The organism is Dyadobacter sp. LHD-138 (genome assembly GCF_030929615.1).
Lineage (GTDB): Bacteria > Bacteroidota > Bacteroidia > Cytophagales > Spirosomataceae > Dyadobacter.
Window position 1 is genome coordinate 12,768 of the sequence record NZ_JAVFVU010000043.1, and the last position, 12,700, is coordinate 25,467.

The window sequence follows — 12,700 nt, forward strand, 5'->3', positions numbered from 1 at the left end:
TTTTATAATCAAGATAATGAAAAATATAAGAATATTAATTCTGATTCTAGGCATGTCCGTCGTGTCATGTGATAACTTTCTGGACGAAAATCCTGCAAGCTTTTATACTCCGGATAACTATTACGCAAGTTATCAGCAGGCGCAAAATGCTGTGAATGGTATTTATGCCTTTACGCGCGATTTCTATAGTCCGGTAGGCCTTTATGAGGAAAACGCCATGCTCATGCTGGAAAACCCCACCGGTCAGGCGAAAAGCGACATCAATCAATCCAATAACAATGCCAATTTGCGGAACCTGAACATGCAAACCACGGATCTGTATTTTAGGGTTTGGTGGCGTAGCTCCTATAAAGGTATTGGCGCGGCAAATTTGGCCATTCAGAATATACCGGCAATTTCATCTGCCGTTGTTACGGATGCACAAAAAAATCAGCTGTTGGGTCAGGCCAAATTCTTGCGGGCTTGGTTCTATTTCAATCTGGTCAGAATATTTGGTGATGTACCTTTGGTTAGCGAGCCTACCAGCAGTGCAGCCGGCCTTCAGATACCGCGGACGGCCACAAAAGACATTTATGAACAGTTAATTGTACCGGATTTACTTGCGGCAGAGCAAAGCGGGTTGCCTTTGTCAGACAATACGGGAAGAGTAGCTATTGGGGCTGTGAAATCACTGTTGGCGAAAGTTTACCAAACAATGGCGGGTTTTCCTCTGCAGCAAAAGGATAAATTGCCTTTGGCTAAACAAAAAGCTATGGAAGTGATTAGCTCCGGGAAATATACACTTTACCAAAACTACAGTCAGTTCCGCGACCCGGCCAACGACAATAGAATGGAAAATATTTTCATGGTCCAATATGCTTCCACGATTGCCTCGAGTCCTATGTTTGCCTTTACGCTTCCAAGTTTCAGCTTAATTTCTAATGGACAGCAGGAGATAGGTACGCTTTTGCCGGATGACACATTTTTTGGATCGTATAGCGCGTCCGATCTTCGGAAACAAGAAAGGCAATTCTTCTATTCTCATGCTCCCAATTTTTCAACAGGAGCCGATGTGCAATTCAAAAATGGACAACATATCTACAAGTATTGGGATGACGTTGCCCAGGCGAGTGGGTTAGGTTCCGGAAAGTGCTTTCCTATAATACGCCTTTCCGACATCATGCTCCTATATGCCGAAGTTCAAAATGAAACTGATGGAACGGCGGATGCAAATAGTTATGATTATATCAATGCAATACGGAAAAGGGCAAATCTGGCACCTTTGGCTGGGCTAAGCAAAGATCAGTTTCGTCAGGCGGTATGGCGGGAAAGGAACCATGAACTTTGTTTTGAAAATCAAACCTGGTTTGATATGGTCAGAACGCGGATGGTATACGATACTAAAAATGATGCTTTCGTTCCGATGGTAGGCTATTCCTTCCCTCGGGACAATACGATCAAGTTCCAGGAGAAGCATTATTTATTCCCGATACCGCAGGATGAAATGAATGCAAACCCGAAATTGGCTCCAAATAATCCTGGATATCAGTAAGCGCATTTATTTCCGTTCTTATACAAGAATTATATTTATTGTTTTTTAGTATATGCTTAACATTGAAACTATAGGGCGCCTTCATCCGCTTCTGGTACATCTTCCAATTGGCGTTTTGCTTTTTGCCGCAGCGCTGATGGTCTTTGGTCGGATCACCAGGGCCGATCTGGGCGCGGCGGTTTCATTTGCATGGGGGGCCGGCGCTTTTATGGCTTTTTTGTCCTGTGGTGCAGGATGGCTGCTGGCCCGGTCAGGTGACTATGATGCGGATATGGTACAAGTCCACCAATGGACCGGCCTGCTGACCGCCGGGCTTGGAACCTTGACTTTTTTAGTGCGGAAATACCGCTGGCTCCCTGCCTCTGCAACGGTGATGGTGCTCAGCATTGCGGGGCATTACGGTGGAAACCTGACCCATGGCGAGGGATATCTTTTTTCAAACGAGGAAGCGTCTTCGTCGGCTGAAGAGTCCGCGAAGACGCTGGAAGAGCAGGCGCTGGTAGTCTCTGATTCGACAGGGAAGAAGGTCATCCGACGCAGTTTTATGTACAGGGACCAGGTTATCCCCGTATTCAAAGCCAAATGTTACAGTTGTCACTCAGCTGCCAAAAAGAAAGGCGGGCTCCGGCTAGATACAGAAGCATTTATCCGAAAAGGCGGTAAGAATGGCAGTGTGCTCACAGCAGGTAACCCCGCAAAGAGCAAGCTGTTTACCTATCTGCTATTGCCGGAGGGCGACGACCGCCATATGCCGCCGAAAGGTAAACTCCAACTCACACGCCAGCAGATCGCCCTTGTCCAAACCTGGATCCAGCGCGGAGCTTCGTTCAAGGAAGAAATAGAAGTGATCCAGCAAAGTGACGACGATCCGCTGGTTGCCGGGATACCCTTGCTGCCATTGACTGCGGATTCGACCGAAGGGGTTGTTATCGAACCTGAAAAACCCGATTTTGAAACTACTTTGCTAAGTAGGCCGATGAATGCTCCTGACCAGCAGATTTTGCTAAAACTGAAAGAACAGCAAGTATCGCTGACCAAAATGTCACCAGGGGCGGAGTATTTGTCGGCCAATTTTGTGAATACCAGAGATTTCAAGCCAGAAACCTTCCAGGCCCTGCAAGGTATTCAAAACCAGGTGGTACGACTACGACTGACAGGCCAGCCGGTTCAGGATAGTGACTTAAAGCAATTGGCGCAATTTAAGAACCTGACGAGGTTGAACCTGGAAAATACCAAAATCACGGACAGGTCGCTCGAGCTGCTGGCCACATTGCCGAGCCTGGAACACTTGAACCTGTACGGTACCGCAGTGACGGACACGGGACTGGCACAGTTAGCCGCCTATCCGAATCTGAAAGTGGTGTATTTATGGCAAACCAAGGCTACTCCAGAGGGTATAAAGCGACTTTTGAAAGCCAGGCCAGACCTTAAAATAGAAACCGGTATCCAGCAGCTCGCTGCGCCGGATACCAATAAAGTACTGTCAAAAAAATAGTAAAAGATGATCAAATATCTGATGTTTATATTGGTAGGCGTGCCTTTATGGTCTTCACAGGGCCCCGGCAACAAGGATATTAAAGTGCCTGCGGACGTGGCGATGGAAATTGCGAAATTGCCTGTCCAGCTTGACTATAACCGGCATGTAAAGCCCATCCTTTCCGATAAATGCTTTGCATGTCATGGGCCTGATAAGGCTAAGCAGAAGGCCGGCCTGAGGCTGGACTTGCCAACGGGCGCTTTCGGGCAGCTTCCTGAAAGTCCCGGAAAGGTAGCGATCAAGCCTGGCGATTGGGCCAAAAGCGAAATGGTACACCGTATCCTTTCCGAAGATCCTGATTTCAAAATGCCAACGCCGCAATCCCATCTGACGCTCAATGCCGGGGAAAAGGCGGTTCTGATGAAGTGGATTAAAGATGGTGCCGAGTATAAGCCGCATTGGGCCTTCGTAAAACCGAAAAAGGCTACGGTACCGGTGTCAACATCTGTAATTGAATGGATTGTCAACCCCATTGATAATTTTATATTGTCAGGGCTTGAAAAGGAAAGGCTTAGCCCGGCGCCGGAGGCGAGCAAAGAGTTACTGCTGAGGAGGTTGTCGCTAGACATTACCGGACTTCCGCCTACGATCGGAGAGCTGGATGCGTTCATCGCTGATAATAACTCCGGGGCCTACGAAAAGCAGGTTGACAGGCTGCTGGCATCAACGCACTACGGAGAAAGAATGGCGGCAGACTGGCTGGATGCGGCCCGTTTTGCTGATTCGCATGGTTACTCTACGGACCGGATGCGGGATATGTCGCCCTACCGCGACTGGGTGATCAGCTCGTTTAACCAGAATATGCGCTACAACGACTTTATCCACCAACAACTCGCCGGCGACCTGATGAAGGGCCCGGGAAATAGCGCCCCGACCAGGGATATGCTCATTGCCACTGCCTTTAACCGGCTGCATCAGCAGAATGGGGAAGGCGGCATTGTGGAGGAGGAATATCAGACAGAATATGTGATGGACCGCGCCAATACGGTCGGGGATGCGTTTATGGCCATTTCGCTGGGTTGCGCACGCTGCCATGACCATAAGTATGACCCGGTGTCCCATAAGAACTATTACGAGTTGTTCAGCTTTTTCAACAATGTGCGCGAGGCAGGCCAGATTGCCCATAATGAAGACCTGCCTACACCAACGTTGATGCTTCCAAATGAAAAGCAGGAAAAGCTGATGCAGTTCATGCGTTCGGCGATTTCAGAGAAAGAAGCAAAAATAACCCGCAGCAATACGGCAGCAGGTTTTGAGGCATGGCTTGCTTCCGGCGCCTATCAGAAATTGGCGGAAGAGACGATACCTAAGGTCGGCTTGCAGGGTATTTACGATTTTGAAGATTCTCTTTCAAACCGTATCAATAAACAGCAAAAGGGAGCGATGAAGCGCGATGCAGGGGATAAGGACAAACCTGTGTTTGAGAAAAGCGCGCGCGGACAAGTATTGGTGTTGAATGGAGACAGCTATGCCGATTTAAAGGATGTGGGTGTCTTCCGCAGATCGGAGCCTTTCTCGATCGGTATATGGGCATGGTTTCCTAAGGATTTTAAAGAGGGGGTTATTTTTCACAAAAGTAATGCAGAGCGGCTGTACAACTTCAAGGGCTATCACCTTTTGATGAAAAACAATGTACTGGAAATCAGCATGGCGCATACGGCACCTTCCAATGCGATAACCCGACATAGTCGCCTCCCGGTTCCACGTGAGAAATGGGTACATCTGACGATGACTTACGATGCCTCATCGACTGCACGGGGTTTTCGCCTCTACCAGGACGGGGCCGAAGCACCTATGGAAACGGTAATCGATCAGCTTTACAAAGACATTATTTTTTATCAAAAAAATGAACCGGCTTTGCAGATAGGAGGCTGGTGGCGTGGCCTGGGCTTCAAAGGCGGAAAAGTGGATGACGTGATCGTCTACAACAGGGACCTCACGCCTTATGAGGTGCGAATCCTGGCGGGGAAGGCGAGCTGGGAGAATCTGGTCGGCAAGGCAAAGGCTGATCTGACCGATAAGGAAAAGGAGGTATTGAGTGCCTATTATCAGCAGACCGTAGAGCCGGCATTGCAAACTGAAAGAGAAGGACTTCGTCGCTTGCGAATGGCATACGATGATTCGACAAAGAATGTCGCAGAGATCATGATCATGCAGGAAATGCCTAAACCAAAGAAGGCGTTTCTGCTTCAACGTGGCCAATACGATATGCCTGCCGAAGAGGTTTTCCCAAGCACCCCGACGGCTATCCTGCCATTCCCGGACAGCCTGCCTAAAAATAGGTTGGGGCTTGCCAAATGGCTTACCAGCAAAGAAAACCCCCTGACAGCCCGTGTGGCAGTCAACCGGTACTGGCAGAGTTTTTTCGGTGTGGGTCTGGTTAAAACGGCAGAGGATTTTGGAAACCAGGGCGCCTTACCAAGCAACCCTGAGCTGCTTGACTGGCTGGCTGTAACATTCGGACAGGATTATGGATGGGATGTAAAACGGCTTATCAAGCTAATGGTGATGTCACGGGCTTACCGGCAGGATTCTCACACGAGTCGGGAGCTCCTGGAAAAGGACCCGGATAACCAGCTCCTGGCACGCGGGCCGTCCGGCAGGCTTTCCGCTGAGATGATCCGTGACAATGCATTGGCGGCGAGCGGACTTTTGAACCCCAAAATAGGAGGAAGGAGTATCAAGCCTTATCAGCCGGATGGCTTGTGGGAAATCAATAGTATGACTTACAAAGCCGACACCACCGATGAGGTCTACCGCCGTAGCGTATATGTGATCGTAAAACGCTCGGTACCCAACCCGACACTCGCTACTTTTGATGCCTCCTCCCGCAGCAGCTGCATTGTGAGGCGGCAGCGAACGAACACGCCTTTGCAAGCCCTGGTGACACTCAATGATCCTACTTTCCTGGAAGTCGCCAAGGTAATGGGGGAACAAATGGCAAAACAGCAGGATGCCGGGGCGGCGATTGTACAAACCTACCGGAAATTGACCGGCAGGACCCCGCAACAAAAAGAAATCATAATACTTGAAAATCTGAGAAAAATGGAGTTAGGGAAATTTACTTCCAACCCGCAAAAAGCCAGAGGCTGGCTGAAATCGGGTATGTATGTGACCGACCCGTCCCTTGATCCGGCAGCAGTGGCAGCCAATGCGGTCGTGGCGATCGCGATCCTGAATTCAGATGCTACATTGACAAAACGATAACCGGTATGAGCGCACATCATCATGAACCATTCCGCCTGCATACGCCCGACCTGGCGGATTTGAACCAAAAGCTCGACAGGCGGGCGTTTTTCCAGCGTACGGCCTCCGGCCTGGGCGCACTGGCATTGGGCAGCCTTTTGACCAATGCCACAGAGGCCTCGCCGATGAATGAAAAAACATTGGAATCGATCAGGCGGCAAGTTGCACCCAAAGCAAAGCGTGTGGTTTACCTGTTTATGGCAGGCGGCCCTTCGCAATTCGAAACCTTTGACTATAAACCAAAGCTGGCCGGTATGCTTGGCAAAGGGCTTCCGGATTCTGTCCGGGGCAGTCAGCGCCTTACTGGCATGAGTGCCAACCAGGCGAACCTGCCCATTGCACCCTCGCTTTACAAGTTTGACCAATACGGGAAGTCCCGGGCCTGGGTAAGCGAGCTCTTACCCTATACCGCGCAGGTTGTCGATGAGCTCTGTATTGTAAAATCCCTCTTTACCGAACAGATCAATCACGATCCGGCGATCACCTTTTTTCAGACCGGACACCAGCTTCCTGGAAGGCCCTCGATTGGCTCTTGGGTGAGTTATGGGCTTGGATCGGAAAACCAGAATTTGCCTGCATTCATTGTTTTGGTCTCCAAAAATGCCTCCAAAGACCAGCCGTTGTACGCGCGGTTATGGGGGAATGGCTTTTTGCCCTCGGAACACCAGGGCGTTCAATTTCGCTCAGGTAAGGAGCCTGTCTTGTTTTTGAATAATCCCGAAGGTTACGACGGAACAGACAGGGAAAAGATGTTAAGCTATCTGACCGAGCTTAACCAGGTGCAGAATGAAAGCTGGGGCGATCCGGAAGTCAATGCACGTATTTCGCAGTACGAAATGGCGTTCCGGATGCAGACTTCGGTACCTGAAGTAATGGACACTGCCGGTGAACCCGACGAAGTGTTTGAGCTATACGGACCCGACAGCCGTGATAAGGGCAGTTACGCAGCAAATTGCCTGCTGGCCAGGAAATTATTAGAAAAGGATGTGCGGTTTGTGCAGCTATACCACCAGGGTTGGGACCACCATGGCTCATTGCCGAAAGGAATGGCCAATCAATGCAAACAGGTTGACCGCGCCACGGCGGGACTGATTGTTGACCTGAAACGTCGCGGAATGCTGGAAGATACGCTGGTTGTTTGGGGTGGGGAATTTGGGCGGACGGTATATTCCCAGGGCAAGCTTAGTGCCGGCGATTACGGGCGCGATCATCATCCGAGATGCTTTACGATGTGGATGGCGGGAGCTGGTGTGAAACCGGGTTTCAGCTATGGACAGACGGACGATTTTAGTTATAATATCATTAAAGACCCTGTTCATGTCCACGATTTTCAGGCCACCTTGCTGCATTTGTTGGGTGTTGATCACGAGCAACTTGTGTACAAATATCAGGGTAGGAGATTCCGCCTTACGGATGTTCACGGTAGAGTAGTGAATGAAATCCTGACATAATATTGGTCGGAGCAATACGGGTGAACGATTAGCAATTAATTTGATTATTAAGTACTGTTTAATCCTGCGAATTACTGATGCGCAGGATTATTTTTTGTTCACGCATTTAGCCACCAGTCCAGGTATCTTCTGAGAAATAGCCTCAAACTGGCTAATTACGGTATATTGGGTATAAACCTTTGATCGAAATGAAAAACTTTATGATGTGCAGAAAGTAATTCGAGCATATGCTAGCCCCGATTCGTTTTTCTACCTTGATCCGTCTTATGTTTCCTCCGACCAGGGGCCCCATACAAGGGTTATCAGATGGATGATTTCAAAGCGCTGCTGAAAGCCTGTGTTACAATGAAGGGCAAATTTTTGTTGAGCAGTTATCCGGAAGAATTGTTAATGGATTACAGAAGTAAATACGGATGGAAAACAGAAGATCATAAAAAACACTCGCGGTTGATGGACGTAGAAAAGAGACTAAAACAAAAGTCGAGTGTTTGACCTGGAATTATTAAGCAACGGGGTTGATCAATGCCAATCCGGTTACTATAACTAAGAATACTTACGCTTTAAAAAAGTTGCTAAATCTGCTTCAAGCTTCTTAAGCGGAGAATAAAACGCGCCAGCGATTACTCCATACAAAGTTGCATCTATAAGGCTTATTGCAAAATTGGGAGACACACCCTGTACTGTAATTTTATTTCCACTTTTCGAAATTTGTGCCCCGACAAACTCCGATTTCCTAACAACAATACTTTTGTTTCGACCTAGACCGAAAAATCTATAAGAAAATTTAGAAGAAAATTCTTGTTCCAGAGTGTGCACAATTTCCTCATTTGATAGATCTTCATCTATTGTAAAAACTTTCATAGTCAATTAGTTAAATGTAATTATGTCTGTCAAAGGTTCGGAAAAAATAACTAATTTCAAAGCAAGTATTGCAAAAACTTGAAATATTTAGAAACGCTCCACACCTTTCACCCGGGATGCTTTAATAATGTTTTGTGATACAAACTTTATCACTTTTAAGAGAACAGGTGTTTGAAGAGAAAATTTATTTAAATGCTTTTTAGTAAGTACTATTTTAAATCTATCACTGTTTAATATGGTTTCTTTTCACTCTTATCAGCATGATCTATTAAAGCAGATCGAACAAGCTACCGGAAAAGCAATTGATGCGACCATACGTCAGGCATTTCTAGATACACCTAGACATTTGTTTGTACAACAATATTTAAATCCGATGTCTCAACAATGGTGCAACATTAACATAGACGGAGGAGAAGAGCACTTTCCAATTCTTTATTCTGATCGATCATTGGTCATTTATAAACCATGTGATTCTCATTTCGTTTCCACCATTTCGCAACCCTCATTGGTGTTAGATATGCTAGCAATGATGGATATTCAACCTGGAAATACAATTTTTGAAATTGGTGCAGGTAGCGGGTGGAATGCGGCAATGATGAGTCAATTAGTGGGTGTGGAAGGGCATGTATATTCGATGGAGATATTTCCTGAGTTAGTTAATAGCACGCGACGAACTATTGAACGAATTGGTTTCCAGGCGGTAACTGTGCTACTAGGCGATGGCGCAATGGGGTACATGCATGGCGCACCCTTTGATCGCATTATTTTTACTGCTGGCAGCTACGACATTCCTTTCGAGCTGCATCGACAGCTAAAAGAAAACGGGTTGTTATTAGCTGTTTTGAAACTAGCTGGTGGTGGGGATGATGTTGTGCTATTCAGGAAACTAAATGGAGTATTAGTATCACAGCATTCTTCACCGGCTATGTTTATTCCTATGTTAGGTGGATCTCTCTCCAAATCGTTAGATGGAGTTGAATTGTCTAGTTTTCTCGTTGATCATAATTTAGTGGTGAAACCTATTGGGCAAAAACCATTTTGGTGGGGTAGACGGTTATCCCGGAATATGATGCAAGATACCGAGGGTATTCGTTCCTTTTTGCAGTTTAGCGAACCAGGTTACCGTGTATTTTTAACCGGTGAATCTATTGTTGATGTGTGCTTTGGAATGTACGACGAAGAAAATTGCTCGTTAGTTGTTGTTCAAAATAATCTACTAACCAGCTATGGGAGCTTTGATGCCGAAAACAAATTCCTAGAAATATTAAGTCAATGGATTAAAATGGGAATGCCTAGTTCTGTCCAACTATCACTGAGGGTATATCCAAAACCAGATTACCTTCCTGACAATCACGAAGGGTGGATTCTTGACAGGCCAAATTCTATTTTTCTATCGAGATTGATATGATAATAAATGTAACGGTAAACTCGGATTTTGTGAGACCCTTTATCTTTTTTAATTCCTAATTGATTTAGTATTGACCTCTTACTGCCTCAGGGTATGAATCTAGTGCGTCTTCGTCAAGAAATAGACCCAGATCTCGTAAATACTTATCAGTTGTATTAATGTTCTTATATCTACATTACGCCTGAACAAGTTTAATATCCTTTGTAGCTTGATACAGAGAAATTCCATCAGTCTGTTTTCAGCCGTACAAGTTGTAATCCTGATTCAGTGATCATTTTCGCCGCACATTTTCGACGCAATTCCGTTGTAGTGAAAGACAGCGGAATTTTCACGCGTTTTCTTTTTAAGTCCTGTGTACTTTCGTCGAATGCGTAAAATTCGATATACCATTCCTTGGACAGGTCAACACTGTGGTTACTAAACACAGTCAGCTTTTAAGGTCGCTCAATTTTATTTTTTATCATTCCGTGTGTGTTTTTTTCTTCGCCGGTTTTGTCCCGAATATTATCCCGAAAACGAAAAATGCCGCTCCTGAGACCAGAAACGGCATTTTGTGGAGACGGAGGGATTCGAACCCTCGTCCAGAACAGGGAAACCCTGCGCCTTCTACATGCTTATCCGCGATTGAATTTTCGAGCCAGACAAGGTTCACGGCGGACCCGCGTCTTGGCCTTAGGTCCTAGGGTCTCGTTGGCTTTCCGTACCACTATGCCAACCAGCACTGATTTGCGACACCCCGGAGCCCAACCATCAGTGCGTAGGTTGGAGGGATGATGGCATTTGCTAGATCCTCCGGATTAAGCAGCCATGGCGTAAGTATTTTCGCCAGTTATTGTTTGAAAGGTATTATTTACGGGAGGTACCCCCAGCTCCCGACATGCTTACACACAGAATCCCAACCCGCTGTCAATTCCAGTCGCCCCCAAAACGGCGCAAAAAACTAACCCGTGAAAAATCACCTTGGTTGGCTGCTCCTACTTGACAATGATTACAACCGGATAGTTCCACCATATAGCAAATTCTTTACCACATAACATCGATACATTGCCCTGTATACGTATAATCATCTTAGTGTCAGGCCGGTATTTACACAATGTTCTTGCTGTTTTTTATCACCTCTTGGCTTCTCAAACTCGTTCAAATTGGGGAAAAGGGTCGAATAGACGATACCAGACAAACTAACTCCTCCGACTTTGCCAGACTTAGATCGGCAAAGCCAACAAATTTTCAGTTGTGCATTGGGTACTTTGGAGCATGAGAGATTTCTGACTACTGGGAATTCCGCATTGTCGAAAAAACGCGATTTAATTCAGACTCATTTAGAATCACCAGGAAAAGATAAGCGGGTATGGTCGTATTTATTTAACGGTAAGGAGAAACGAATTTTGTTTTGACTGGTATTTATTTTACTGAAATATTGCCATATGAGGAAAAAACCATCAAAAAAGACTCGCTTTTGATGTGTCAATATAGTTATTGTCATGTATAGAATATTATCTATCGGTTAATTCTCATTTTTTAGTATAAAATATATGATATATAGGTAGTTATGTGATAATAATGATTGATATTCATGTAAATAATTCAGAAAATTTTATAAATTTACTTCTACATTTTAATAGAATGTTTTTAGTATTTAAAAGCAATTATTTTCTACTTATCTAACCACTTACTCTATGAAACGATATCTGCTTTTTTGCCAACTGGCATTGCTTTATTCTTTTAATGCTGACGCACAGTTTACTGTCGGGTCTGAGGGTTTTTTCATTAAAGAGAATACGGATGTTTACCTGGACGGGCTGACTTTAAATCCGACGATCGCATTAACCTTAACGAACAAGACACTGACCATTTCGGGAACTCCATTGCCTGGATCTCCTCCGAGTATTGCGCGCGTCTACAACTTTAATGATGCCTTTAATTTTGTGGGAAGGCTCGGGCTTTTTTATCTGGCCTCTGAGCTGAATGGCAACGTAGAGGCTACGCTGCAAGTGGTGCACAAGGATGCCGTAGCTGTTGTAACTTCTGGTAGCGTTGTTAATGTAACGACGCATTACATCTATAACGATCTGGTCGGGCCGGTTACCTTCAAATCGGCTACCGCGGCACTACCGGGCGCGCTTCCGGTGACATTGATTGATTTTACCGCTAAAAAAGAAGATGGAGTTGCCCAGCTTTCCTGGTCGACCTCTTATGAAACGAATAGCGATTTATTTGAAATACAGCGTAGTACGGATACGAAAAACTGGCTGGCGCTGGATCAGATGCCAGCCTGGACAGAAAGCCGGATGACGCGACGCTATGACTATACCGACAATCATCCGGAAGCAGGAACCAATTTTTACCGGTTAAAGATGGTCGATAAAGACGGAAGTTTTGCACTGAGTAAGATCCGGGATCTGACGTTTACCAAGGGTGTTGAAACATCCCTTTACCCTAATCCGGTTCTTGAAAAGCTAAAAATAAAGGTCGATAACTGGAATGATGTTGCCGGTATTATACTGTTTAATAATCAGGGGAAAACATTTTTTGAGTCTGCCAATGCACTTTCAGCGCGGGAGATTGACATGAAAGATTTGCCCTCAGGAATTTACATGGTGCAGGTTAAACGTCTCAATGGCAGCGTAAATGTTATCAAGGTTATCAAACAATAATATTTAAACATT

Annotated in this window: 8 protein-coding genes and 1 other RNA gene; 7 read left to right on the top strand and 2 right to left on the bottom strand. The window is 45.9% G+C overall.

Going from position 1 to position 12,700, the window contains the following annotated elements:
- Positions 1–16 precede the first annotated feature (16 nt).
- The 5 genes from RB622_RS25500 to RB622_RS25520 all read left to right on the top strand — a co-directional run bounded on the left by RB622_RS25500 (position 17) and on the right by RB622_RS25520 (position 8,257).
- Entirely contained in the window at positions 17–1,531 is a 1,515-nt protein-coding gene (locus RB622_RS25500) for a RagB/SusD family nutrient uptake outer membrane protein (protein WP_308049590.1), read from the top strand.
- 52 nt (positions 1,532–1,583) lie between these two features.
- Positions 1,584–3,026, top strand: coding sequence for a c-type cytochrome domain-containing protein (locus RB622_RS25505; protein ID WP_308049591.1), 1,443 nt, complete (start codon positions 1,584–1,586; stop codon positions 3,024–3,026).
- A 6-nt stretch (positions 3,027–3,032) separates the two neighbouring features.
- Complete coding sequence (locus RB622_RS25510) at positions 3,033–6,275, top strand: DUF1553 domain-containing protein (RefSeq protein WP_308049592.1); 3,243 nt, start codon at positions 3,033–3,035, stop codon at positions 6,273–6,275.
- 5 nt (positions 6,276–6,280) lie between these two features.
- The gene (locus RB622_RS25515) at positions 6,281–7,765 is read left to right on the top strand and encodes a DUF1501 domain-containing protein (RefSeq protein WP_308049593.1); all 1,485 of its coding nucleotides are present in this window, start codon (positions 6,281–6,283) and stop codon (positions 7,763–7,765) included.
- Between the two features lie 306 nt (positions 7,766–8,071).
- Positions 8,072–8,257: a hypothetical protein gene (locus RB622_RS25520; RefSeq protein ID WP_308049594.1), complete on the top strand. Its 186-nt coding sequence runs from the start codon at positions 8,072–8,074 to the stop codon at positions 8,255–8,257.
- Between the two features lie 51 nt (positions 8,258–8,308).
- Here RB622_RS25520 and RB622_RS25525 read toward each other — a convergent pair whose 3' ends face one another.
- Positions 8,309–8,626 carry a hypothetical protein gene (locus RB622_RS25525; protein WP_308049595.1) on the bottom strand — a complete coding sequence of 106 codons (318 nt, stop codon included), beginning with the start codon at positions 8,624–8,626 and terminating at the stop codon, positions 8,309–8,311.
- 235 nt (positions 8,627–8,861) lie between these two features.
- Between RB622_RS25525 and RB622_RS25530 the strand changes: the two genes are divergently transcribed.
- Positions 8,862–10,034: a protein-L-isoaspartate O-methyltransferase gene (locus tag RB622_RS25530; protein ID WP_308049596.1), complete on the top strand. Its 1,173-nt coding sequence runs from the start codon at positions 8,862–8,864 to the stop codon at positions 10,032–10,034.
- Positions 10,035–10,585: 551 nt separating this feature from the next.
- Here the strand turns inward: RB622_RS25530 and ssrA are convergent.
- Positions 10,586–10,958, bottom strand: a transfer-messenger RNA (tmRNA) gene (gene ssrA, locus RB622_RS25535).
- A 752-nt stretch (positions 10,959–11,710) separates the two neighbouring features.
- On the opposite strand from ssrA, the gene RB622_RS25540 reads away from it, so the two are divergent.
- Complete coding sequence (locus tag RB622_RS25540; RefSeq protein WP_308049597.1) at positions 11,711–12,688, top strand: T9SS type A sorting domain-containing protein; 978 nt, start codon at positions 11,711–11,713, stop codon at positions 12,686–12,688.
- Positions 12,689–12,700 lie beyond the last annotated feature (12 nt).

Excerpts from the sequence above, each read along its gene's own strand:
- RB622_RS25500 (WP_308049590.1), top strand. The coding sequence starts at position 17 with ATGAAAAATATAAGAATATTAATTCTGATTCTAGGCATGTCCGTCGTG.
- RB622_RS25505 (WP_308049591.1), top strand. The coding sequence starts at position 1,584 with ATGCTTAACATTGAAACTATAGGGCGCCTTCATCCGCTTCTGGTACAT.
- RB622_RS25510 (WP_308049592.1), top strand. The coding sequence starts at position 3,033 with ATGATCAAATATCTGATGTTTATATTGGTAGGCGTGCCTTTATGGTCT.
- RB622_RS25515 (WP_308049593.1), top strand. The coding sequence starts at position 6,281 with ATGAGCGCACATCATCATGAACCATTCCGCCTGCATACGCCCGACCTG.
- RB622_RS25520 (WP_308049594.1), top strand. The coding sequence starts at position 8,072 with ATGGATGATTTCAAAGCGCTGCTGAAAGCCTGTGTTACAATGAAGGGC.
- RB622_RS25525 (WP_308049595.1), bottom strand. The coding sequence starts at position 8,626 with ATGAAAGTTTTTACAATAGATGAAGATCTATCAAATGAGGAAATTGTG.
- RB622_RS25530 (WP_308049596.1), top strand. The coding sequence starts at position 8,862 with ATGGTTTCTTTTCACTCTTATCAGCATGATCTATTAAAGCAGATCGAA.
- RB622_RS25540 (WP_308049597.1), top strand. The coding sequence starts at position 11,711 with ATGAAACGATATCTGCTTTTTTGCCAACTGGCATTGCTTTATTCTTTT.